Raw genomic sequence first — 23,180 nt, forward strand, 5'->3', positions numbered from 1 at the left:
GGTGACCGGGGGAGCAGCATCGTAGGGCGTTGCACTGTCGCCCGGTTCCGTTTACGTCAACGTCATGCAACATCCGAACCCTTGGGCGACCGGCTATTCCCATCCCACCGCGTGGGACCGGGACTATCCGCCGATGACGGTGCCGGCGATGCTGGCGGGGGCGGTGGCCCGCGGCCCGCAGGCCGCCATGATCGATTTCATGGGGCGGACGTACAGCTATGCCGAGGTGCTGGACGGCGCGCGGCGGGTGGCGGCCGGGTTGCACAAGATGGGGATACAGCGGGGGGACCGGATCGGGTTGTTCCTGCCGAACGTGCCGCATTATGTGGCGGCTTATTATGGCGCGCTGATGCTGGGTGCGGTGGTGGTCAATTTCTCGCCGTTGTACTCGGTGGAGGAGCTGGCGCATCAGGTGGAGGATTCGGGGACGCGCGTGCTGTTCACGCTGTCCGCCACCGCGCTGTTGCCGACGGCGGTGAAGGTGCTGGCGGCGAGCGGGCTCGAGCGGCTGGTCGTCGGGTCGATCGCGGGGGCGCTGCCGAAGGGCAAGTCGGTGCTGTACCGGTTGCTGAAGCGCAAGGAGGTGGCGGCGCGGCCGGACGATGCGCGGATCACCGCGTTTTCCGCGCTGATCGCCAATGACGGGCGGTTCCCCGAAGCCGTGATCGATGCGGTCCGCGACGTGGCGCTGATCCAGTATACCGGCGGGACGACCGGGAGCCCCAAGGGCGCGATGCTGACGCACCAGAACCTGACCGCCAATGCGCGGCAGATCATCGACGTGGATCCGGAGGCGGGGGCGCCGGACCGGATCGTGGGGGCGCTGCCGCTGTTCCACATCTTTGCCAATGCGTGCGTGCTGAACCGGACGGTCGCGAACGGCGGGACGATGGTGCTGTTGCCGCGGTTCGATGCGGCCGCCGTGCTGGCGGCGGTGGAACGGACGAAGGCGACGAGCCTGCCCGGCGTGCCGACGATGTATCAGGCGCTGCTGGCGCATCCGAAGCTGGCGGCGACGGACCTGTCGTCGCTCCGCGTGTGTATCTCGGGTGGCGCGCCGCTCGCCGGGCCGGTGAAGGCGCGGTTCGAGGCGGCGACGGGCGCGGTGCTGGTCGAGGGATATGGCCTGACCGAGAGCGGGATCGCGGCGACCAATCCCTATGAGGGGCTGGCCAAGACCGGGACGATCGGGCAGCCGCTGCCCGCCACGACAATCCGGCTGGTCGACCGCGAGGATGCGACGCGCGATGCGCCGGCGGGCGAGCCGGGCGAGATCGTGATCCACGGGCCGCAGGTGATGGCGGGGTACTGGCGGCGGCCGGAGCTGGATGCGACGACCTTTGCCGACGGCGGCTTGCGGACCGGCGACGTCGGGGTGATCGACGAGGACGGCTATGTGCGGATCGTCGACCGGTTGAAGGACATGATCTCGGTCGGCGGGTTCAAGGTGTTTCCGAGCCGGGTGGAAACGGTGCTGTACCGCCACGACGCGGTGCGCGACGCGATCGTGATCGGCGTGCCCGACGCATACCAGGGCGAACGGCCGAAGGCGTTCGTGACGCTGGTGGAGGGCGCCGCGGTGACGGGCGACGAGCTGATGGCGTGGCTGAACCCGCTGGTCGGCAAGCATGAGCGCTGCGTCGCGGTGGAGGTGCGCGATGCGTTGCCGCGGACGCTGGTGGGCAAGCTCAGCCGCAAGGAACTGGTGGCGGAGGAGCTGGCCAAGGCAGGGTAAGCGGCGCTCGCGTCAGATCCAGCGGGCGTTCTTGAAGCGGATGTAGAGCACGGTGCAGACCGCCACGATGACGGCGAGCACGACGAAATAGCCATATTCGGTCTTCAGTTCGGGCATGTTTTCGAAATTCATGCCGTAGATGCCGGCGATCGCGGTGGGGACGGCCAGGATCGCGGCCCAGGCGGCGAGTTGCCGGGTGATGGCGCCGGTGCGCTGCTGTTCCATCAGGTTGCTGAATTCGAACACCGAGGTCAGCACCTGGAGCAGGCCGTCGGTCATGACCTGCATACGGCGGACATGATCGAGCACGTCGCTGAAATACGGACGGGTGTCGGGATCGATGCAGGGCAGGTCGAGCCGGACGAGCTTGCCCGCGACCTCCGCCATGGGGCCGAGCACGCGCTGGAACCGGGTGAGCTGGCGGCGCAGCGTGAAGATGCGGGTGATTTCGTCGCGGTCGAGGAACGCGTCAAGCGTGCGTTGTTCCATGACGGACACGATGTCCTCGATCGTGTCGACCATCGGCAGATAGCCGTCGACGATATAGTCCAGCACCGCGTGGAGGACATAGTCGACGCCGTGGACGAGGAGCGACGGCGCGGCCTCGAGCTGCTGGCGGAGCATCTTGTGCGAGCGGGCGCTGCCGTGGCGCACGCTGATGATGTGGCTGTGCCCGACGAAGATCGCGGTTTCGCCGTAATCGATCGTGTCGCCGTCGAGCGCGGCGGTGCGCGCGACGACGAACAGCTGGTCGCCGTAGACGTCGACCTTGGGCAGCTGGTTGGCGTTGACCGCATCCTCGATCGCCAACGGGTGCAGGTCGTAATGCTGCTTGAGCGTCTGCATTTCCGCATCGGTGGGATCGCACAGGCCGATCCAGACGAATTCGGACTTGTCGGCCGGGCAGTCGACCCGCTCGTCGATCGACACCTCGCGCACCCGCTTGCCGTTGCGGTAGAGATAGGCGGCGACGACCGTCATATGAACCTCGGATCCTGATCTTGGCACGCGCCGACGGGGGAGCGGCCGAGGCGTTTCGCATTCCGGGGCGGTTTGCGCAACGTCGGGGATCGGGGGCGGGATGGGTGGCGGATTGCCTCGGGGGACGGGGCCTAACGTGGCGGGATCAGCGATGGGCGGGCGGGGCCGGGGCGTCGGATACTATCCATGGTTTACCACGACGGGACAGTCGGTTGCTAAGACGTCCCTCATGTCCGCTAACGCCCACTTGCGGACATTCGAAGCGCGCGGCAAGATCGGGGAATGGCACAGCTAATTCACCGTCTAGGCCGGATTGTGGACAAGGAGTGGATTAAAGTCGGTTGGGCGGGAAAGCCTACGTTACGGCATCACCTACTCGCGTTCACGCCCCTCGCTATGTTGCTCGTTCCATCGGTAATAGTGGAGCGACGGAACTATGACGCAGGTATCGCGATCCTCTTCGTCGGCTTCCTTTTCTATGGGTCCGTCATCATGTGGATTCAGCTACGTCGATTGGCGGGACTGGGATACTTCTCGTCGACCCGTTCAGATCGGGCGGTCAAGCGGCAACAGCGCAAACGTGCTCGGCTTTCTACTTCAGCGCCGACCGACTGCCACAGGAACGGCAGCTAACCCCCAAAAGCGGATGTTCGACGGACCCATCGCCTGAATATCCGCTAACGCCCAATTGCGGACATCGGCGAGTGCATTAACCCACTAATATCGAACGCCGTTGCATTGGGTCCTCATCCGCACTGCCTCGCTTCCGAAGGTTAGGTCCACAACGCCAATAATCGATTCTCCGGTGTTGACCGTCAAATATTCCGAAGGCCGAAACAATATTGCGTTCGTCTATTATAAAGGTATTATTAGCGTAATCCGCATAAATGCCCGAGCCGCGGCTGCCGTCCTGCGGTTGACTGAACCTGATTACTACATAACGATGATCAACGCCCCCATTCCAGTGTCGAAGCTGATATGATCGGACCCACCGGTCAATATTGGCGATACAAGGGTCATTTGCTTTGACGATGGCCTTTTCGATAGCTCGAATATCGGCCGTTGCCGGTCGGCCGTCAGATATAAACTGTTCCGGTTGGGTCGGCGAGGTTGATGGATTGCAGCCCGCAAAGCTCGCGCTCATCGTTATCAAAAGCAAATGGCGGATTTCACGCATCCAATACCCTCCCACGCTCCGCAACGAAGGGCAATGTCCGCTTTCCACCATAATGCGACGTTAGCGAGGCGCGAGGTGAATGCCGGAAGCGGACATGCCGCAAACGCCCACTTGCGGACGTTCGATGGGGCCGTAGTGTTCGTCTGTGGAAGCACCCCGATACCGCCGCTGGTTCGGCTTCAGCTATTTGCCATTAAACCGCTCCGGCTTTCTGATGATCGTGGCGTTTCTCGCGGTCGAAGTCGCCATCATGCTGATGGGTGAACTTGCCGATCCGATACGATTCACATTCGAGCTCGTAACGTTGATCAGCTTCGCGGTGTTTTTCTGGTTTTGGTCGTTCGTCCATACGCGGACCGAGTAGCTTTCGGTCCAGTCGCGCGAGCTTAACGTCGACGGCCTCAGAGGCGCTGTCGTCGTCACAGCCACCCAGACGCCGTCCCACTCCAGGTTCCTTCGCGAGACATAGCCGAGCGATCAATCACGATGCTGTTGTCCGTAGTGTCATAGCATAGTAACACAGTGGCGGAATTGACGAATGATGGGGGTTCCGTGACGATCATGCTGGCCATCGCAACGGCCGTGGCAACATCGACAGCCGTACCGGCAACGTCCCCAGCGTGCATGCCGTTGGAGCATGGAGATGGGGGAAGTCCTGTCATCACCGCTCTGGTCAACGATGCCGGCCCGTTCGCCTTCGTGCTCGACACAGGTTCAAGCGGCACGACGCTGGATGATCGGCGAACCAAACAGTTGCAATTGGTTCCGGACGGTTCGGCCGAACAGGCGCACGGCATGGGCGGTGCGATCGATGTGCGCCTGTTTCGACTCTCTCGTTTCGAGGCAGGACCGGTCACCGTTCGGGATCTGATCGTACCGGGCATAGCCGCGCCATCTTTGGCCAGCCACGACATCGCGGGTCTGGCGGGAGTCGATCTCTTCGGTCGGCGGCTTGTCACCTGGCGTTGGGATCGGTCATGCGTGCAACTCGGCCAATCGGGTAGCAAACCGTTGGGTTCGGGATGGAAAACGATCGGTTCGCGGTGGCTGAAGCCGTGGAAGGTGTTGATCCCGGTCAGGATCGGGACTGCCCGGGGATGGGGGCTGCTGGACACCGGGGCGCAAAAATCCATTCTTTCGCCGGGCTTTGCGCGTGTGGCCGGTCTGGGCGAGGCGGCCGGGAGCGAGGTCGAGGGAATCACCGGCATAGACGGCAAGGAAACACCGCTTGCAGCGTACAGGATTTCGGCGGTCGTCGGCTTGTGGTCCTATAGCGAGGTCAAAGTGAGTGTCGCGGCGTTGCCGTTGTTCGACAGGCTTGGCGGGATGGATCAGCCTGTTGCGGTCATCGGAATGGACTGGATCGGGTCCAATCAGTTCGCGATCGATTATGGGGCGGAACGGGTCTGGCAGAAGGCCTCGGTGCGCAAGGCCAAACGCTGAGCAATCGAAGTTTCCTCAATCCTGCTGGCGCGGGGGTTTCCGGGAAGCCTCTGGCATCCCGAATACGATCTTTTTCGGGAAAAGGCCGCAGCATTGCAATGTCAGCAAACGCCCAATTGCGGACGTTCGGTGAGCGTGCAACTTTCCCGTGACCGGTCGTCTGGGGCACAAAATGCTGATTGAAGTAATCCTCGCCTATCTTGTCAGCATCGTCGGACCTGACCGAGAGACATGGCGACTTTGGCTAGCCATAACGGGCGTCGGTACGCTGCTTTGTGTCCTACTGGCCATTTTCCATGTCACCTAACATATCACCGTCGTGCGAAAGCTGCCGTTCTGCTTTCCACCACAATGAGACATTCCGGACCAGTGAAGCGGACGTCCGAAAGCGGCCGGTCCGCTAGCGCCCAGTTGCGGACATTCACGATCGCCAAACTATCTCAACGGCAAGATCGAGGGTTTAAGCGGGCAATCGGAGAGGTCGATTTTGATTCTCGTATGACCGATATGATCCACATTCGAATACCTCGACGAGATTACGGTTAGGGTAGAAAGTAGCGATCACCATGCGGAACTCAGCATAATGATTCAAGGTATTGAGTCGCATTTCTTCAGCAATTTCCGGTGGAATATAGATTATACCAACAACTTGTTGATTAGTTCTGCCATCCGTGTGCTCATTATAACGTCGATGCCATTGTGCAATTGATCCCACGCATGGTAATTTTGGAAGACTACGTTCAATTCTTATTATTTGGGATTGAAATAAGTCTGGCGCAGTTGGCTTAACCCCGCACCCCGTAAGGGCGAGCGTCACCGCTGGGAGTAAGCACTTCCGTAGCATATATTCGGTGTAGCTGGTGGCATGCCCCCGTCAACGTCCGCTTTCCACCAAAAGCGGACGTCGAGGGGTAATCAGTCGGTCGTCCGAAAGCGCCGTTCATCGGTCGACGGCGTCATCATGCCGCTATCCTGATCGCGATAGTTCCCGCATGTCTTTGACGGTCAGACTGGAGAACGAACGATGCGCTTTATTCTTGGATTCATCCTGCTGCTCGGCGTGGCGTCCGCTCCCGTCTTCGGGCAGACGCCTGTCGTCCCCGCCAACGCGACGAACAGTGAGATGACCGCGATCTTCGATGCGGATCAGGCCGCGCGGAAGGTGGCCAAGATCGACTGGCGGGTGGTGGGTGAAGCGGATCGGGGCAGGCGTGTCCGCACTCAGGCCATGCTGGACGCGGGACAGTTGCGCAGTGCCGACGACTATTATCATGCGGCCTATGTGTTTCAGCGTGGCGACCAGCCGGAAGACTATCTGAAGGCTCACGCGCTCGCGATCGTCGCGGCGGCGCGCGGAAAGTCGGAGGCGGCGTGGATCGCGGCCGCAACGCTCGATCGCTATCTTCAGCATATCGGGCAGCCGCAGATCTACGGCACGCAGTTTCTTCGCCACGGCGACGGCGATTGGACGCAGGAACCCTATCGGCGCGACTTGCTGTCCGACCCGCTTCGCGAAGCGACGGGCGTTCCGCCGATCGCCAAACAGGGGGAGCGGCTGAAGGAGATGGCAGCAAGCGTTTCGAAGGAGCGGTAATGTGGTTCCGATGCCGGCCGTCACAATGCGACATGTGCCCGGGGGTGGGGTGGATGCCCGAAAGCGGCCGGTCCGGAAATGCCCCATCGCGGGCCGTTATGAGTGCGGCGGTGCTGTCTTACTTTAGATAGAAGCCGGCTATTTTTGTGCCGTTGACGAAATAGGTCGTGATGAGTTCATGCTCGCCGGAGCGGCCCGACTGGGGGCCGTACGGGCATATTCGTCTGACTTCGACGAAGCGGATTTGTGACTGGACGGGGTCACGCTGAGTTGTTTCGCGGATGCTGGTTCTGCGGCAACCATATCGGTCCAAGACACCCAGGATCGAGACCGTCGCCTTGTCGAGTGGTCCCCCGACGTCACCCATCCCGAGCTGGGCGTCGGCCGTCAGCATGGCGAGCGCGGTGGGCCAATCCTGCTTCGTACTGGCTTGCAGCAGTCGTTCGACGATCGCGGTCGGCGTTTCCGCGTTCGACACCGGCGTGATGGGGGCAGCGGCCGCGAGTAATGCGACAATGAGGTTCATGATCCGCTACCCTGGCAGCAAAGCACCAGCTTAGCGGCAAAGCGGACGGTCGCAACTCCATGGCATGGGTACGTCGCCAGCCATGCGCGGGAGACTGCGGCGTCGCTGGACCGGCAGCTCAGTCGAATCCAGCGGGTGGACGTGCGCCGGGGCCGCCGGGGAATCCCCGTCCGCCGGGGCCGCGCGGGTCGCGGTCGGGATCGAGGCGGCGCAGCTCGTCCATCGTCAGTTCGGCGTCGTGGTTGGTGTCCGCCGCGTCGAACCGTTTGCGCTGGTGGGCGATGAATTCGTCCAGCGAGAGGCCGGTGTCGTAATTGACGTTTGCGGCGACGATCGTCATCGCGCTAAGCGGTTCGACCACCATACCCATTGCGCGGCCCCGCGGATCGCGGTCCAGCACGGGGAGAATGGCCTCGGACACGGGGCCGTCGGAGCCGGCGATCGGCTGATTTTCGGAGGAGGCCACCGACCCCAGCGCGCGTTGCCAGGCGAGGAATTCGGGGAGGCTGATCGACTGGTTACGATCCGTGTCGAGCCGTTCGAACCGCGCGCGGATGAGCGTTTCGCGGCGGGCGTCGACCACCATGTTCAGTTCGGCGAGCGTGACGAGGCCGTTGCGGTCGCGGTCCGCGGTCTGAAACATCTGCGCGGCCAGCTTGTCGATCTGTTCGCGCTTGATCGGCTTCATGGGGCGCGGGGCGCTCGGCCGGCCGGCGCCGGGGGGTCCGCCACCGCCGGGCGGTCCGCCGCCCTGGCCGCCGCCGCCGCCCGGAGGGCCGGATTGCGCAAGCGCCGACGTGGCGGACAGGCAGGCCACCAGCCCCAACAGGATCGCGCGCATGAATGACCTTTCGAACAGGGGCGTCTCGATATCGGATCGGCCCTTGGGGCGGCGGTGTTTCTGCGACATTTCCAGGTTGTCGAAAGCGACGGTTCGCCGTGCCCGCGGAATATCTGGCAAAGCCGCGGTCGTGCGTTACTGTCCGGCGGGATGCAGCGGTTGAAGACCTTTGCCAGGGCTGCGGCTTTCTGGTCGCTCTGGGTGGTCTGCGTCCTGATGATCCTGCCCACGCTGTTGAGCGTTCCGGGAGAGGCGACGCCGGCGCAGCTCAATCTGTATGTCGCGGTGCTGTTTTCGGTGATCTGTTATCCGGTCGTGCTGCCGGTCCTGACGCTGATCGAGCGGTTCGCGGTGCGGCGGGGCGCGCAGGCGGCGCTGGTGGCAGTGCGGGTCGCGTTGTGGGGCGGTTTCCTGGGCGTTCTGACCGTGCTGGCGATGCTGGGTATGGCGTTTCATGCGCATGATGTGGAGCAGGCGCGGCCGGTGGTGATCCGGAACGACGGGGTTGCCAGCGCCTTGTCCGGCGCGGTCATGCGGCGGGATATGGCGGCGCTGGACCGCCTGATCGCCGGGGGTGCGGGCGTCGATCACCTGATCCAGCCTTATAACCAGACGCCCGCGATGCGGGCGGCGAACCACGGATACTGGTCGGTGACGCTGTTCCTGCTGGAGCGCGGGGCCAGCCCGGACCGGCCGGACGATCTGGACAATTCGATCCGATCGCTGGCGGACTCGCGGTTGCCGACCCCGCGGGCCGGCGCGGATGTCGTGGCGCTCGCGCGGGTCCGGGCGCGGCTGGGCGTCGCGGGGCCGCCGGGCGAGGGGGCTACACCGCCACCGGCGCGCTGATGCCGGGCATGGGGGCGTAGTCGTACACTTCGAAATCCTCGATGCGGTAGTCGAAGATCGTGGCGGGCTTGCGCAGGAGGCGAAGTTTGGGGGTGCCGGTGGGCACGCGGCTGAGCTGCTCCGTGACGAGATGTTCGTGGTTGAGGTAGACGTGCGCGTCGCCGGCGGACCAGACGAGGTCGCCGGGTTCCAGGTCGCACTGCTGGGCGAGCATGCGGAGGAGGAGGGCGGCGGAGAAGGCGTTGAAGGCGTAGCCGAGCCCGAGGTCGCAGCTGCGTTGCCAGAGCATGCCGGACAGGCGGCCGGCGGCGACATGATACTGGTACGTCATGTGGCAGGGGGGGAGCGCCATGCCGTCGAGCTCCGCGACGTTCCAGCCGGTGAAGATGTGGCGGCGGCTACCGGGGTTGGTTCGCAGGCTTTCGACGAGCAGCGCGATCTGGTTGATGCCGGTCTGTGCGCGGACGAAGCGGCCGTCGGGCTGTGGCTCGTAGACCGGCCAGTCGACCCATTGCTTGCCGTAGACCGGGCCGAGATCGCCATAGTCCGCGGCGAACGCGTCGTCGGCGAGGATCATCGCCTCGAACGTGGCGCGGTCGACGTTGGCGCCGGTGTCGCGATTGTAGCGGGCGAGCGGCCAGTCGGTCCAGATGTGGACATTCTGTTCGACCAGCGGGCGGATGTTGGTGGAGCCGCTGAGGAACCAGAGGAGTTCGCGGGCGGCGACCTTCCAGGCGACGCGCTTCGTGGTGAGCAGGGGGACGGCGTCGTTCGCCAGATCGAAGCGCAGCTGCGCGCCGAACAGCGAGCGCGTGCCGACGCCGGTGCGGTCGCGGCGCTCGTCACCCGTGGTCCAGGTGCGGTGGAGGAGGTCGAGATATTGTTGTTCGGGGTGGGGCATGGTGGGGTCCTTCTTCCCCCCTCCCTTTTAAGGGAGGGGTTGGGGGTGGGTGCGACCTGTCCGCACTCGGCACCGTTGCAGTCTGACAAGCTGTAGCACCCACCCCCAACCCCCTCCCTTGAAAGGGAGGGGGCTCAGGAGGCTTGGTCAGCCCTTCCGTGCGTCCGCGATGGCCTGTTTCAGCGTGTCGTAGCCGACGGCGCCGGAGAGGATGCGGTTGCCGACGACGAAGGTGGGTGTGCCGGTGAGGCCGATGGTGCGGGCGAGCGCGAGGTTGTCGGCGATCTCCTTGGCGACGACCGGATCGGCGCGGTCGCGGGCGACGGCGGCGGGATCGAGGCGGGCGGCGGCGATGACCTGTGCGGACTTGGCGTCGCTGGGCGATCCGGCGGCGAACAGCGCGCGGTGGATGGCGGCGTGGCGGCCCTGGCGCGCGGCGGCGAGCGCGAGCGTGGCGGCCTGTTCGCTGCCCGCGCCGAGGATCGGGATTTCGCGGTAGACGATCTTGAGCTTAGGGTCCTCGGCGATCAGCCGGTCGATGTCGCGCACGCTGGCGCGGCAGAAACCGCAGGCATAGTCGGTGAATTCGACCAGCACGACGTCGCCGTTCGCGGCGCCGGCCCAGGCACCGCTGAACGGGGTCTGGAGGGCGGCGCGGTTGCTGGTCAGGACCGCGTCGGTGTCGCGCTGCTGAAGCTTGGCGACCGCCTCCGGAATGATTTCGGGATGTTCGAGGATGTAGGCGCGGACCGCCTCACCGAAGGCGGCGCTGCCGGGGGTGGGCGCGGCTCCGGTGGGCGGCGCGGCGGCGAGCGCGACGGCCATGCCGGCGATGGCGAGGCTGCCGATACCGATCGTCATCTGGGTTTTCCTGTCTTCAAGCCAGCGGGCGGGGGTGGTGTAGGTGCCGACCGTGGCGGACGGTGAGGTGGTTGGGGTGTCGTGCGTCGCGGGTGCGGCGGCGGCGGCGTGCGCGGTGGAGTGGGTGGCCGTCGGGTGGGACGTGCTCGCGGCGGCGGACGAGCTGGCTGACGACGTTCCGTGCGCGGCCGTTGCGGCGGCGTGCGGGGACGCGGTGGCTGTGGGGGGCGGTGTCGGGCCTGTTGGTTCGGGCGCGGGCGGTGCTGCGGCGGTTGGCGCTGCGGCGGTGCTCGATGCTGCCGGTGGTGGGAGGGGGGCGGCGGTGCCATCTGCTGCGAAGAGTGGCAGGGGCGTGGTGGGCGGTGCGGATTTGAGCGCGGCCGATCTTGCGGCTGCGGCTGCGGCGACGGCGGCGGAGATGCTGCTGGGTGGTGCGGCGGGCGCGGGGATCGGGGGGAGGTCCGTGGGGCGGGCCATCGGGTCGGCGGGCTTGTCCGGCGCGCGCGGGGGGGCGAGCGTGGCGAGGCGGGCGGTGCCGCTGGTCCAGGCCTGGCGGAGCGCGGGGCCGCCGGTGTCCGCGGCGCGGCGGGCGCGGACGCGGGCGAGGCCGGCGGCGCGGCGTGCGGCGGATCCGCCCTTTTTCGCGAGTGCGGCGGCGCGGCGGTCGATTTCGAGCGCGCGGATATCGTCGCGCGCGTCGGCGAGGCGGAGGGGCACGTCGAGCGCGTCGACGCCGCGGCGGACGGCCTGCGCGCCGCGGGCGAGCGTCTGGCCGATCGTGCGCAGGACGGGGGCGATGCGGTCGGGCGTCGGATCGGTCGGGTCGGTCACGGGGGTGGGGGCGTCCTGATCTGTGTGGGGTGGGCGTAGCGTGGGTTGGGGTGTGAGGGAAGCTTTTGGGGGTTGGTGTGGGGTGGGGTTTTGCGAAACTTGGGGTGGGTTTGGTGGCTGGGTCTCGTCAGGCCAGGCCCCCCACCCAACCCTCCCCCCGGTGGGGGGAGGGCTTTTGGGCGGCGCTTGGGGCTGGGGTCGTGTGGTTTACTGGGTGGTTGTGTTCTTAGCCCTCCCCACTCCGGGGGGAGGGTTGGGTGGGGGGCGTGGCTTGGGGTGTTGGTGGTTTGAGGAGGGGCTTGGCGTTTCGCGAAACTTTAGGGACCGTTTGTGGGGTCGTTCGGTCAGGCCACTCCCCCCTCTCCCAACCCTCTCCCCGGAGGGGAGAGGGCTTTTCTGGGGTGCTTGGGGTTGGATGGCTTTTCCAGCCTAAGCCCCCCACCCCGGCCCTCCCCCCGGTGGGGGGAGGGGGTTTGGTTCGCCCTGTGGCGGCGTTGCGTCTAGGCCCCGGCCTGCGCCGGGGAACGTGTCTCGCTCCCTACCGCCGCCGTTCCGCTTCGCCGCGGCTGGCCATGGCGATGTCTTGGGCGCGGATGTAGTCGGGGGTGCCGGGGGGGATGCCCTTGAGGGCGGCGTCGGCGTTTTGCATGGCGAGGCGGGTCTGGCCCTGGAGGCTGTAGCGTTCGGCGCTGGCGAGCATGGCGCGCGCGGTGTCGCCTTCGCCGGCGTAGATGATGCCGAGCTGGTACCAGGCGAATGGGTTCTGATCGTCGCGCTGGACCGCGACGCGCAGGACGCGTTTCGCCTCGGCGAGGTTGGCGGGGTCCTCGGTCGCGATCAGCGCGTGGCCGAGCGTGGCGGCGATCAAGGGTTGGTCGGGGCGGGCGGCGACGGCTTCGCGTAAGGGGGCGATCGCTTCCTTGGGGCGGCCGGATTCGAGCAGGACCTGGCCCTTAAGCTCGAGATAATAGGGGTCGTGCGGTGCGGACGCGACGAGCTTGTCGATCTCGGTCACCGCGCGGTCGGGGTAGGCGCCGCGATGCCAGGCATAGGTGCGCGCGTAGCGGGCCTGCGCGGTCTGGTTCGTCTCCGGGTATTTCGACATCGTGACGGGCGGGTCCTGCGTGAAGCCGAACAGCTTGCCCTTGATCCGCTGGAACCGCGCCTCGATCGCCGGGTCGGTGGGGGTGTTGTAGTAGGGCGAGCTGGTGATGTCGCCCTGGAGCGTGGCCTGGCGTTCGGCGGACATGGGGTGGGTCTGCTGGAACGGGTCGGTCTTCTGGTAGCTCGACGAGTAGCGATATTCCTCCTGCCGCAGCTTGCCGAAGAAGCTGAGCATGCCTTTGCCGGACAGGTGCGCGGTGCGCAGGAAGCCGGAGCCGGCGGCGTCCGCGCTCGATTCCTGTGCGCGGCTGAACGAGAGGTAGCGGCCCATCGCGGCCTGTTGCCCGGCGGCCATCGCGGCCATGCCGGCGGAGCCCGCGCCGGCCGCCATCGCGGCGACCCCGACGATGAGCGAGAGGATGCTGATGCCGCCTGAGGCCTTTGCCATTTCGCCGCCGCGGATGATGTGGCCGCCGGAGATATGGCCGACCTCGTGCGCGATGACGCCCTGGACTTCGGATGCGTTGTCGGCGGCCATGATGAGGCCGCTGTGGATGTAGACGATCTGGCCGCCGGCGACGAACGCGTTGATCGAGGGATCGCCGAGCAGGACGATCTGGAGCGCGCCTTTGCGGAGACCCGCGGCGACGCCGATCGGCTGGGCGAGATCGTTCAGGAACGCCTCGGTCTCGGCATCGCGGAGCACGGACTGGGCGGCGACGGGCTGCGTCGCGAGTGTCGTCGCGATGAGTGTCGCGAGGAGGAGGCGGAGGAGGCGGGTCATCGCCGTGATGTGTGGCGGGGCGCGGGTGAATGGGGGGTGAGCATGGGCGCGGTTTTAGCGGATGCCGGGGTGGGGGTGAAGGGGCTTGGGGTTTTGCTGTGACGCGGGTCTTTCGGGCGAGTTGGGTCTTTCCAGCCTAAGCCCCCCACCCCGACCCTCCCCCCGGTGGGGGGAGGGGGTTTCTGGTTCGCTGTTGGAGCAGGCTCCCTCCACCAACCGGGGGGAGGGTTGGCGAGGGGGGTGTTGCTTGGGGGAGCCTCGCCACGAGCGTTGCTCCCCTCTCCCAACCCTCTCCCCGGAGGGGAGAGGGCTTTTGCTTAGCTCGGCTTATGCGCCGAAGGTGCGTTGCCACCAGCCGCGGCGGGGGCTGCCTTCCTGGTTTTCGGGAGAGGCGGGTTCCGGGGCGTCCGCTTCGCCGGGGTCGGCGGTGGGGGCCGGTTCCGTTGCCACGGCGAGCGGGGTCACCGCTGCCGCGGCCGCGGGCTTGCGGGTGCGGGGGGCGCGGGTCGGGGCGGGTGTTTCGGCGACGGGGGCGGGGGCCTCCGTGGCTTCGACGTCCGACTTTTTCCGGCGCGGGCGACGGGGCTTGGGCGCAGGGGCCTCCGCGTCGGCTTCGACCGGGGTCGGGTCGATCGCGGCCGGGATCACGTCCTCGATCGCGGGGGCGATCGGTTCGGCGATGGGCTCGGCAACCTCTTCGACCGCGGCGTCGGCCTTCTTGCGGCGCGGGCGGCGCGGCTTCGGCGTGACCTCGGCCGGGGCGTCCTCCGTTGCCTCGACCGGCGCTGCGACCGGCTCGATCGCGACCGGTTCCGGAGCGACGGCGATCATCGCGGCGGGCGGAGCGACCGGGGCGGCGACGGGGGTGCCGTCGTCGCGGCGGGCGCGGGGGCGGCGGCGCGTGCGGGGACGGTCTTCCTCGACCACGTCCTCGACCGGGTCCGGTGCCACTTCGACCGGAGCGACCACCACCGGCACGTCGTCGAACGCAGCCTGTTCGGCGGTCGCGTCGGCGAGCTGCGTGCTGGCGGCGCTGGCTTCGTAGCCGGCCTCCGCGTCCACGGGTGCAGCGTCGTCGGACGTGGGCTGGTCGACGGTCTCACTGCCGTCTTCCTGACGGTTGCGGCGACCGCCGCGGCGTCCGCGACGACCGCGACGGCGGCGGCCTTCGCCGTCTTCGTCGGACGCCGGTTCGCCGTGCGCGGCGACGTCGAGATCGGCGTTGGCGCGCGTGGCGATCGCATCCTCGCGGTCCGCCTCGGGCAGTTCGTCGACCGCGACGAGCACGTCGTCTTCGGTGGTCTGACCGTCATGGACGGCCTGATCGGCGCCGTCCGTCTCCACGGCATCGCCATCCTCGCGGCGGCCGCCACGACGGCGGCGACGACGCTTGCGGCCGCCTTCGCCGCCACGCTCTTCGCGGCCTTCACGGCCCCCTTCGCGACCTTCGCGGCGCGGACGATCCTCGCGGGCTTCGACCTCCTCGATCTCGGGGGTCTCCTCCTCGATGTCATCTTCTTCCTCGCCATAATCCTCTTCGTCCTCGGCCTCCATCGGCGGCAGGACGGGGATGCGCGGCGGGTGCGCGGGCGGGGGACCGTGGCTTTCGACGGCCATGCGCGCGCCTTCGAGCTGCCCGTCGGGGCAGATTTCGATCAGCACGCCGTAGCGATCCTCGATCTCGGCGAGTTCGTGGCGCTTGCGGTTGAGGACGTAGAACGCCGCTTCCTGGCTGGCGCGCAGCACGAGCTGCGACCCGCGACCGCGCGCAGCCTCGTCCTCCAGCATGCGCAGCGCGGACAGGCCGGCCGACGATGCGGTGCGGACCAGACCGGTGCCGTCGCAATGCGGGCAGGTGCGGGTGGACGCTTCGAGCACGCCGGTGCGGATCCGCTGACGGCTCATTTCGAACAGGCCGAAGCTGCTGATCCGGCCGACCTGGATGCGGGCGCGATCGTTCTTCAGCGCCTCCTTCATCGCGCGTTCGACCTTCTTGTTGTTGCCGTTCGATTCCATGTCGATGAAATCGATGACGACGAGGCCGGCCATGTCGCGCAGGCGGAGCTGGCGGGCGATCTCGTTCGCGGCTTCGAGGTTGGTCGACAGCGCGGTCTGTTCGATATTATGTTCGCGGGTCGACCGGCCGGAGTTGATGTCGATCGACACCAGGGCCTCGGTCGGGTTGATGACCAGATAGCCGCCCGATTTCAGCTGGACGACCGGATTGTACATCGCCGACAGCTGTTCCTCGACCCCGCCGCGCTGGAACAGCGGCACGACGTCGACGTAGAGCTTCACCTTCTTCGCAGCAGCCGGCGAGAGGAGCTTCATATACTGGCGGGCCTGGCGGTAGCCTTCCTCGCCCTCCACGATCACCTCTTCGATGTCGCGGTTGTAGATGTCGCGGATCGCGCGCTTGATGAGGTCGCTGTCGCCGTAGACGAGCGCGGGCGCCGCGGACTTGAGTGTGTTCTCGCGGATCTCGTCCCAAAGCCGGGCGAGATAGTCGAAGTCGCGCTTGATCTCGGTCCGGCTGCGCTGAAGCCCGGCGGTGCGGACGATGCAGCCCATGGTGGACGGCAGCGCCAGATCGGCCATGATCGACTTCAGCCGCTTGCGATCGGCACCGTTCGAAATCTTCCGGCTGATGCCGCCGCCGTGCGACGTGTTCGGCATGAGCACGCAATAGCGGCCGGCGAGCGACAGATAGGTGGTGAGCGCGGCGCCCTTGTTGCCGCGTTCTTCCTTCACGACCTGGACGAGCAGCACCTGGCGACGGCGGATGACGTCCTGGATCTTGTAGCGGTGGCGCAGGTTCGTGCGCTTCTCGCGCAGATTGTCGACGGCCTGGTCGTCGTTGCCGGCACCGCCTTCGAGCGGGGCGGCGGCGCTGGGCTCGCCGTCCTCGTCGTCATGGTCGGCGTCGGTCTCGGCGCGCTCGGGGGCGTCGTCGCCGTCCTCGTCGTCGAGGTCGTCGTCATGGTCGGGACCGCGCAGACGCTCCTCCTCGGCGGCATGCTCGGCCTCTTCGGCGAGCAGCGCGTCACGGTCTTCCTTCGGGATCTGGTAGTAGTCCGGATGGATTTCGGAGAAGGCGAGGAAGCCGTGGCGGTTGCCGCCGTAATCGATGAACGCGGCCTGGAGCGACGGTTCGACCCGCGTCACCTTGGCAAGGTAGATATTACCCTTGAGCTGCTTGCGTTCCGCGGATTCGAAGTCGAATTCCTCGATCCGGTGTCCGTTGACCACCGCCACGCGGGTTTCTTCCCGGTGGCGCGCGTCGATCAGCATGCGCATTGTCATAATGGAGTCTCCTGGCGCGCAGGGCCGGCGGGGTCACCCGCGGCGGCGCGAAATCATGGGGGCAGGCCGTCGGCACGGACAGATCCGGCGCCGGCATCTGCGGTTGGGTCTGGAATGTGTTGGAGCCGCAGCCACCGTCCCGGACCGACGCACAGCGCCCGTTCGGGCGGCTGTCGGACAACAAGGAGGGATGGATCATGCGAAGCGTCAACCTGGTCGGACGAGGCCGCACCGACATGGGCGCCCCGTAAAGGTCCGGGCGGAGCCTGTTCGCGGTGCGCGAGCGCGGTCCATCCGGATTACACATGTGCTAGCATCGCGCGACCCGTCGCACAAGCGATGCGGCACGCCGCGGCTTTGTGGCGACACGATGGCGAAGGGCGTATTAACTATGCCGGTTCACCATCGGGATAGGTGGCGGCGCTAAGCCGGGGGCATGGACGGACCGACACCCCCTTGCGACAGGCGATTCGCCCGGCCGATGCCGGCGGGAGGCACTGCGATTCAGGGGGGGATTAGGCGCATGAGCCTGTTCGCGGCGATGATGGCCGCCACGATGATGGTGCCGGGGCCGGCCGCGGCCGCCGCGACGATCCGCGCGGTCGATGTGGGTTACGACAGCCTGACCGTGATGTTCGACGATGCGGTCGAAGGTGCGCGAATGTTCCTGCTCGACGGGCCGGAGCGGATCGCGCTCGACATCGACGGGGCGCGGGTCGGTCCGTTGCCGCCGATTTCCACGGGTGGCTTCGTGAGCGGGGCGCGCACCGGGCAGCGCGGCGAGAATACCGCGCGGATGGTGTTCGACCTGGCGACGCCGACGGTGGTGACCAATGCCGCCATGGCGGCGGACGGCCGTTCGCTGACGCTGTCGGTGGCGCCGGCCGATGCACGGAGCTTTGCCGACGCGGTGCGGGCGCGGGCGCGGACGTTGTTTTCGGCGGTCGGATTCCGGCGCTCGACGGCGCTGCCGGTGGCGGGTGCGGCTCAAGGTGCCGAGATGGAGGACGGTGCGATCGTCGTACCGCTGGAATCCGCCAGGCCCTATGTCCCCAACGAAGTGCCGCCGGTGCGTGGCGGGCGGGGCAGCAACCGGCCGCTGGTGGTGATCGACGCCGGGCATGGCGGGCATGATCCGGGTGCGATCAGTGTTTATGAAGGGCGCAAGGAGAAGGATGCGTCGCTGGCGATCGCGCGGGCGATCCGCGATGCGCTGGTCGCCACGGGGCGTGTGCGCGTGGCGCTGACCCGCGACGACGACCGGTTCCTGGTGTTGCAGGAACGGCGCGAGATCGCCCGCCGGCTGAAGGCGGACCTGTTCATTTCGATCCACGCGGACAGCGCGCCGGCCGATCTGGCGCGCGGGGCGAGCATCTATACGCTGTCCGAGGTGGCGTCGGACCAGGTCGCGGCGCGGCTTGCGGCGCGCGAGAACCGGTCGGATATCCTGAACGGGGTCAATCTGGGCAATGCGGCGCCCGATGTCTCGTCGATCCTCGTCGACCTGGCGCAGCGGGAATCGATGAACATGTCGTCGAGCTTTGCCGGGCTGATGCAGCGCGAGATGGCGCCGGCGGTGCCGTTCCGGTCGAGTTACCACCGGTTCGCGGCGTTCGCGGTGCTGAAGGCGCCGGACGTGCCGTCGGTGCTGCTCGAGACGGGGTATATGAGCAATATCGAGGATTCGAAGTTCCTGTTCAGCCGCGAGGGGCGGACGGCGATCGCCGATGGGGTGACGCGCGCGGTGACGGCGTATTTCGCACGGCGGATGGCGAGCCGGTAGGTTCCAGCAGGACGTCCTAGCGTTCGGGGTCGGGCGCGCGGAACGGCGAGTAGCAGGGTTTGCCGATCGCATGGAATTCCATCAGTTCCGCGCGCGTGCCGTCGGGATCGAGCAGGTTGAGCTGCCACTTGGCGTCCCGCCCGATCTTGGGCGTCTGATCCTGTCCGGCGAGCCGATCGCCGTTCCACAGTAGCGTGTAGGCCGCGCGGGCATCCGGGATGCCGAGCGCGAAATGGTTGAGCACGCCGAGGTCGGCCGCCGACATGTCGCGGGGAATGCCCTGTATCCCGGGGGTGCCGACGATCATATATTCGACCCAGTCGCGGCCGTCCGGCAATTGCAGCGAGATCCAGGTCGGACGGTCGTCGCGCATCCCACCCTCCCAATAAGGGCGGAAACCGAGGACGTCCCGGTAGAAGCGGTCCTGCTTCGCGCGATCGTGGACGATGAAGCCGACATGCATGACGTGGCTGGACAGCGGGTTGAGCGACACGGCGGGGGGGGTGGCCGGCGGCTGCATGAACTGGACGATCGTCCCCTCCGGATCGGTGACCGCGAACCAGCGACTGCCGTCGGCGGCGCGATCGAGCCTGGCCGGGACGCGGACGCCCTGTGCCGCGAGATAGCGGCGCATCGCGTCGGCATCGGCGGTGTTGAACGCGACATGCGCCAGGCGGTTGATCGAACGGTGACCGGGCGGCAGCGGCAGCACCTCGACAAATTGCGTCGGTGCGAAATAGTAGCGCGCGCCGGACGGGTGTTCCGGATCGGGTCGTTTCACCGCGCCGAGATCGTGGACGTAGAACCGCTCGCTGCGCGCCGGGTCCCGCGCATAGACGGCGATGTGCGAGACGCTGGCCAGCGGGGGCCGCGTCGGCGCGGGGTTGCGGGCGATGCCCGACCCGGACGCGACGGACGCCGCCAGCACCAGGCCGCACCATGTGATCGTCCGGCGTTTCATCGGCCCTGCTCCCCGCCCCGCGTCGTTCGCGCGGAGCCGGAGCAAGGTGTAGGTCGGTCCTAGCGGTTTAGCGAGGGGCGGGCGTTGGCGATCGCGTTTGCCGCGGCGAGGACCAGCGCGTCCTCCGCAAAGCCGGTCGAGGTCTGGCCCCAGCGCCGCATGGCGCGCTTGCGGAGGGCAAGCCCACCATGGGACGACAGGATCGCGGCGCCGATGCCCAGCGCCGCACCCGCCACCTGGCGTTTGGGCGGTGAGAGCGTCGCGCCCGCGAACCCGGCGGTGATGGTCCGCGCGAGCAGGCCGAGAAACACGGTGCGGTCGGGCGCGGTCTTCGTCTTGTCGCCCACCATTTCGGCGACGGCCATCGCCACGCCGCCCGCGGAGAACAGCGGACTCGCCATCAGGCGCGCTGCGGCATTGTCATACGGCAATGTGCCGCGTCGTGCCGCGCCGGCCAGTGCCGACAGCGGCGTCATCGCGCGCTGTCCGGCGACGAGGCCCATGAGGATCGGTCGAAACATGGCAACTCCTGGTGTCCGAGAGGACGGATCACCGACGGAACGAACCGTGCAGGCGATCCGATCCCGCGACCGGTTCGGGCAGCCGAGCGCTGCCTTGCATGACGCCGCACGGTGCGACAGTCTGACCATGACAGCGGGGGTGACGGCATGGGCAGATGGTGGGCGGCGTTTGCGGCGTTGGTCGGGGCGGTGTTGCTGGCGGTGATCGGCACGACGCCGCCGGCCCCGCGAGCAGCGGATGCGCCGCGGAGCGCGTTTTCCGCCGGGCGCGCGATGGCGGACGTGCGTGCGATCGGGCGTGCGCCGCATCCGACCGGGAGCGTCGAGAATGCGCGGGTGCGCGGCTATCTGATCCAGCGGCTGGGCGCGATGGGCCTGACGGTGCGGGCGAGCGGCACGGCGATGAGCCAGGCGGCGGCGGAACGGATCGCGACGCGGACCGGGGCGGCGAGGGTGCGACCGCCGGTGGTGAACGTGGTGGCGACGCTGGCGGGTCGCGACCGGACGCGGCCGGCGGTGTTGCTGATGGCGCATTATGACAGCGTGTTCGGATCGCCCGGTGCGGCGGACGACGCGGCCGGCGTGGCGACCGCGCTGGAGACGGTGCGCACGGTGGTGGCGGACGGGCGGCCGGCGCGCGACCTGATCGTGCTGCTGACCGATGGCGAGGAGGCCGGGCTGGAGGGGGCGAACGCGTTCTTCGCGGGCGATCCGCTGGCCGGCCGGGTCGGCGTGATCGTCAACATGGAGGCGCGCGGCGGCGGCGGGCGGGCGTCGATGTTCGAGACGGGCAGCGACAATGGCGCGATGATGCGGCTGTTCCAGGATGCGGTGCCGCGGCCGGTGGGGACGTCGCTCAGCGTCTATATCTACCGCCACCTGCCCAATTCGACCGATTTCACGCCGGCCAAGCGCGCGGGCTATGCCGGGTTCAACTTCGCGTTCATCGGGCGGGCGGGGCTGTATCACTCGCCGCTCGCGACGCCCGCGCGGCTCGACCAGGGCGCGGTGCAGGACATGGGCGGGCAGGTGCTGGCGCTGACCCGCGCGCTGCTGGCGGTGGCGGTGTTGCCGGGGAAGGCGCCGGACCTGAGCTTCTTCGATGCGTTCGGATGGGTGCTGCTGGCGTATCCGGCGGGGTTCGGCTGGGTTTTGTTCGGGGCGACCGCGCTGCTGTTCGCGGCGGCGGCGTGGCGCGAGCGGGCCATGCGGGACGTGCTGCGCGGCGCGGGGGCGACGCTGGCGCTGATCCTGCTTTCGGGCGGGCTGCTGTACCTGGTCAACCTGGTGTCGGGCGCGGACGGGCCGGTGAACTATTATGATCGGCTGGCGGCGATCCCGCGGTTGCAGGTGCAGGCCGGGCTGCTGTGCGCCGCGGCGCTGATCGCGGTGTGGGCAGGGCTGGCGGCCGGGCGGCGGTCGGTTGCAGGGCTGGCGGCGGGGGCGGCGTTGCCGATGCTGCTGATCGGCGGGGTCGCGCAATGGGTGGCGCCGACCGTGTCGGGGGTGATCCTGTGCCCGCTGCTGCTGGCGGCGATCGCCGCGGTGGCGCGTGCCTTTGGCGGGGCGCGGGCGGGCGCGATCGTGGGGATCGTGGCGGCGGCGATCGGCGTCGGGTTCCTGTTCGCGCTCGGCTTCTTCCTGATGCAGGCGGTGGGGCCGGATATGCCGTTCGTGGCGGCGGTGCCGCTGGCGCTGGTCGCGGCGTTGCTGTGGCCGCTGATGCCGGTGGTGGCGCGGCGGCCGGCGTTGCGGGTCGCCGGGGTGCTGGTCCTGCTGGCGGTGGGGATCGCGCTGTGGGTCAGGCTGGATCCGGTCGCGGAAAGTGTCGCGACGTTCAGTCTGGCGCGCTGATCGGGCGTCTTCGGACCGGACGGTGGTTCGGCGTCTGGCATTTGGTGCGCCGGTTTCTACATGCGGCGGACCCATTACCGAACGGAGCCAGACCCATGCGCGCCATTGCCTACCGCCAGCCCGGCGCGATCGATCGTCCGGATGCGCTGATCGACATCGACCTTCCGCAGCCCGTGGCGACGGGCCGGGACCTGCTGATCGCGGTGGAGGCGGTGTCGGTGAACCCCGTCGATGCCAAGGTCCGGGGCGGCGCGGCCCCGTTCGACGGGCGGTCTGAGCGGATCCTGGGCTGGGATGCGGCCGGCGTGGTCGCGGCGGTCGGGCCGGACGTCACGGCGTTCAAGGTCGGCGATGCGGTGTGGTACGCGGGGTCGCTGGTCCGCGACGGGAGCAACGCGGAATATCAGCTGGTCGACGAGCGGATCGTCGGCCGCCGTCCGCACAGCCTGACGGCGGCGGCGGCGCTGCCGCTGACCGCGATCACCGCGTGGGAAGTGCTGTTCGACCGGTTGCGGGTGAGCGACGGCGTGGCCGGTGGCGGGGCGGGGAGCATCCTGATCATCGGCGGTGCGGGCGGGGTCGGATCGATCGCAATCCAGATCGCGCGGGCGCGGACCGACCTGACCGTCATCGCGACCGCGTCGCGCCCCGAAACGCGGCAGTGGGTGCGGGATCTGGGGGCACATCATGTGATCGACCATGCCCGGCCGCTCACCCCGCAGATCGCCGCGCTCGGCATCGACGCGCCGGCGTTCGTGTTTTCGACGACCCATACGGATCGTCACCTGTCGGACATCGCCGAACTGATCGCGCCGCAGGGGCGTTTCGCGCTGATCGACGATCCCGCCGGCCTCGACATCGTGGCGTTCAAGCGCAAGTCGGTGTCGGTCCATTGGGAGCTGATGTTCACCCGTTCGCTGTTCGAAACCGCGGACATGGCCGAACAGGGCCGCGTGCTGGATACGGTTGCGGAGCTGGTCGATGCCGGCGCGATCCGCACCACTCTGACCGAGACGATGACGCCGATCGATGCGGCCAACCTGATCGCAGCACATTGCCAGATCGAAAGCGCCACGACGCGCGGCAAGATCGTGCTGGCGGGCTGGGGCGCGGACGCCGCCTGATCATCGC

17 protein-coding genes are annotated in these 23,180 nt (G+C 67.6%); 7 read left to right on the forward strand and 10 right to left on the reverse strand.

Annotated features, from left to right (window positions below):
• Positions 1 to 64: 64 nt before the first annotated feature.
• Positions 65 to 1,735: a long-chain-fatty-acid--CoA ligase gene (locus ACFSGX_RS14230; RefSeq protein WP_380930904.1), complete on the forward strand. Its 1,671-nt coding sequence runs from the start codon at positions 65 to 67 to the stop codon at positions 1,733 to 1,735.
• A gap of 12 nt (positions 1,736 to 1,747) precedes the next feature.
• On the opposite strand, the gene ACFSGX_RS14235 is transcribed toward ACFSGX_RS14230, so the two are convergent.
• Both ACFSGX_RS14235 and ACFSGX_RS14240 read right to left on the reverse strand, forming a co-directional pair.
• Positions 1,748 to 2,716: a magnesium and cobalt transport protein CorA gene (locus ACFSGX_RS14235; protein WP_380930906.1), complete on the reverse strand. Its 969-nt coding sequence runs from the start codon at positions 2,714 to 2,716 to the stop codon at positions 1,748 to 1,750.
• A gap of 1,370 nt (positions 2,717 to 4,086) precedes the next feature.
• On the reverse strand, positions 4,087 to 4,338 hold the full coding sequence (locus ACFSGX_RS14240; protein ID WP_380930907.1) for a hypothetical protein: 252 nt from the start codon (positions 4,336 to 4,338) through the stop codon (positions 4,087 to 4,089).
• Positions 4,339 to 4,454: 116 nt separating this feature from the next.
• Here ACFSGX_RS14240 and ACFSGX_RS14245 point away from each other — a divergent pair, with 116 nt between their 5' ends.
• On the forward strand, positions 4,455 to 5,336 hold the full coding sequence (locus ACFSGX_RS14245) for an aspartyl protease family protein (RefSeq protein WP_380931154.1): 882 nt from the start codon (positions 4,455 to 4,457) through the stop codon (positions 5,334 to 5,336).
• Between the two features lie 1,024 nt (positions 5,337 to 6,360).
• On the forward strand, positions 6,361 to 6,930 hold the full coding sequence (locus ACFSGX_RS14250; RefSeq protein ID WP_380930909.1) for a hypothetical protein: 570 nt from the start codon (positions 6,361 to 6,363) through the stop codon (positions 6,928 to 6,930).
• Between the two features lie 118 nt (positions 6,931 to 7,048).
• Here ACFSGX_RS14250 and ACFSGX_RS14255 read toward each other — a convergent pair whose 3' ends face one another.
• Together ACFSGX_RS14255 and ACFSGX_RS14260 are read right to left on the reverse strand one after the other, a co-directional pair.
• Positions 7,049 to 7,456: a hypothetical protein gene (locus tag ACFSGX_RS14255; protein ID WP_380930911.1), complete on the reverse strand. Its 408-nt coding sequence runs from the start codon at positions 7,454 to 7,456 to the stop codon at positions 7,049 to 7,051.
• A 118-nt stretch (positions 7,457 to 7,574) separates the two neighbouring features.
• Positions 7,575 to 8,297 (reverse strand): calcium-binding protein, encoded by a 723-nt coding sequence (locus tag ACFSGX_RS14260; protein WP_380930913.1) that lies wholly within the window; start codon positions 8,295 to 8,297, stop codon positions 7,575 to 7,577.
• Positions 8,298 to 8,456: 159 nt separating this feature from the next.
• Here ACFSGX_RS14260 and ACFSGX_RS14265 point away from each other — a divergent pair, with 159 nt between their 5' ends.
• Positions 8,457 to 9,146, forward strand: a complete 690-nt coding sequence (locus ACFSGX_RS14265) for a hypothetical protein (protein ID WP_380930914.1) — start codon at positions 8,457 to 8,459, stop codon at positions 9,144 to 9,146.
• On the opposite strand, the gene thyA is transcribed toward ACFSGX_RS14265, so the two are convergent.
• From thyA to ACFSGX_RS14285, 4 genes are all read right to left on the reverse strand, one after another.
• A complete protein-coding gene (thyA, locus tag ACFSGX_RS14270) occupies positions 9,124 to 10,047 on the reverse strand; it encodes a thymidylate synthase (RefSeq protein WP_380930916.1) in 924 nt (307 codons plus the stop codon). The two genes, ACFSGX_RS14265 and thyA, sit on opposite strands and share 23 nt — an antisense overlap.
• Before the next feature lie 147 nt (positions 10,048 to 10,194).
• Positions 10,195 to 11,739: a DsbA family protein gene (locus ACFSGX_RS14275; RefSeq protein WP_380930917.1), complete on the reverse strand. Its 1,545-nt coding sequence runs from the start codon at positions 11,737 to 11,739 to the stop codon at positions 10,195 to 10,197.
• A gap of 538 nt (positions 11,740 to 12,277) precedes the next feature.
• Entirely contained in the window at positions 12,278 to 13,627 is a 1,350-nt protein-coding gene (locus ACFSGX_RS14280; RefSeq protein ID WP_380930919.1) for a M48 family metalloprotease, read from the reverse strand.
• A gap of 327 nt (positions 13,628 to 13,954) precedes the next feature.
• The gene (locus ACFSGX_RS14285) at positions 13,955 to 16,930 is read right to left on the reverse strand and encodes an Rne/Rng family ribonuclease (protein WP_380930921.1); all 2,976 of its coding nucleotides are present in this window, start codon (positions 16,928 to 16,930) and stop codon (positions 13,955 to 13,957) included.
• Between the two features lie 523 nt (positions 16,931 to 17,453).
• Here ACFSGX_RS14285 and ACFSGX_RS14290 point away from each other — a divergent pair.
• Positions 17,454 to 18,713: an N-acetylmuramoyl-L-alanine amidase gene (locus ACFSGX_RS14290; protein ID WP_380930923.1), complete on the forward strand. Its 1,260-nt coding sequence runs from the start codon at positions 17,454 to 17,456 to the stop codon at positions 18,711 to 18,713.
• Between the two features lie 16 nt (positions 18,714 to 18,729).
• Here ACFSGX_RS14290 and ACFSGX_RS14295 read toward each other — a convergent pair whose 3' ends face one another.
• A complete protein-coding gene (locus ACFSGX_RS14295) occupies positions 18,730 to 19,674 on the reverse strand; it encodes a VOC family protein (RefSeq protein WP_380930925.1) in 945 nt (314 codons plus the stop codon).
• A gap of 59 nt (positions 19,675 to 19,733) precedes the next feature.
• Entirely contained in the window at positions 19,734 to 20,195 is a 462-nt protein-coding gene (locus ACFSGX_RS14300; protein WP_380930926.1) for a DUF4126 domain-containing protein, read from the reverse strand.
• 147 nt (positions 20,196 to 20,342) lie between these two features.
• Here ACFSGX_RS14300 and ACFSGX_RS14305 point away from each other — a divergent pair, with 147 nt between their 5' ends.
• Together ACFSGX_RS14305 and ACFSGX_RS14310 are read left to right on the forward strand one after the other, a co-directional pair.
• Entirely contained in the window at positions 20,343 to 22,049 is a 1,707-nt protein-coding gene (locus ACFSGX_RS14305; protein ID WP_380930927.1) for a M28 family peptidase, read from the forward strand.
• Between the two features lie 95 nt (positions 22,050 to 22,144).
• On the forward strand, positions 22,145 to 23,173 hold the full coding sequence (locus ACFSGX_RS14310; RefSeq protein ID WP_380930928.1) for a zinc-binding alcohol dehydrogenase family protein: 1,029 nt from the start codon (positions 22,145 to 22,147) through the stop codon (positions 23,171 to 23,173).
• Positions 23,174 to 23,180: the final 7 nt, after the last annotated feature.

The sequence above is a fragment of the Sphingomonas arantia genome, from assembly GCF_042682045.1.
GTDB lineage: Bacteria > Pseudomonadota > Alphaproteobacteria > Sphingomonadales > Sphingomonadaceae > Sphingomonas_R > Sphingomonas_R arantia.

What these genes read in the sequence shown, in the direction of transcription:
- ACFSGX_RS14230 (WP_380930904.1), top strand. Translation starts at nt 65, where the DNA reads ATGCAACATCCGAACCCTTGGGCGACCGGCTATTCCCATCCCACCGCG.
- ACFSGX_RS14235 (WP_380930906.1), bottom strand. Translation starts at nt 2,716, where the DNA reads ATGACGGTCGTCGCCGCCTATCTCTACCGCAACGGCAAGCGGGTGCGC.
- ACFSGX_RS14245 (WP_380931154.1), top strand. Translation starts at nt 4,455, where the DNA reads ATGCTGGCCATCGCAACGGCCGTGGCAACATCGACAGCCGTACCGGCA.
- ACFSGX_RS14250 (WP_380930909.1), top strand. Translation starts at nt 6,361, where the DNA reads ATGCGCTTTATTCTTGGATTCATCCTGCTGCTCGGCGTGGCGTCCGCT.
- ACFSGX_RS14255 (WP_380930911.1), bottom strand. Translation starts at nt 7,456, where the DNA reads ATGAACCTCATTGTCGCATTACTCGCGGCCGCTGCCCCCATCACGCCG.
- ACFSGX_RS14260 (WP_380930913.1), bottom strand. Translation starts at nt 8,297, where the DNA reads ATGCGCGCGATCCTGTTGGGGCTGGTGGCCTGCCTGTCCGCCACGTCG.
- thyA (WP_380930916.1), bottom strand. Translation starts at nt 10,047, where the DNA reads ATGCCCCACCCCGAACAACAATATCTCGACCTCCTCCACCGCACCTGG.
- ACFSGX_RS14280 (WP_380930919.1), bottom strand. Translation starts at nt 13,627, where the DNA reads ATGACCCGCCTCCTCCGCCTCCTCCTCGCGACACTCATCGCGACGACA.
- ACFSGX_RS14285 (WP_380930921.1), bottom strand. Translation starts at nt 16,930, where the DNA reads ATGACAATGCGCATGCTGATCGACGCGCGCCACCGGGAAGAAACCCGC.
- ACFSGX_RS14290 (WP_380930923.1), top strand. Translation starts at nt 17,454, where the DNA reads ATGAGCCTGTTCGCGGCGATGATGGCCGCCACGATGATGGTGCCGGGG.
- ACFSGX_RS14295 (WP_380930925.1), bottom strand. Translation starts at nt 19,674, where the DNA reads ATGAAACGCCGGACGATCACATGGTGCGGCCTGGTGCTGGCGGCGTCC.
- ACFSGX_RS14300 (WP_380930926.1), bottom strand. Translation starts at nt 20,195, where the DNA reads ATGTTTCGACCGATCCTCATGGGCCTCGTCGCCGGACAGCGCGCGATG.
- ACFSGX_RS14305 (WP_380930927.1), top strand. Translation starts at nt 20,343, where the DNA reads ATGGGCAGATGGTGGGCGGCGTTTGCGGCGTTGGTCGGGGCGGTGTTG.
- ACFSGX_RS14310 (WP_380930928.1), top strand. Translation starts at nt 22,145, where the DNA reads ATGCGCGCCATTGCCTACCGCCAGCCCGGCGCGATCGATCGTCCGGAT.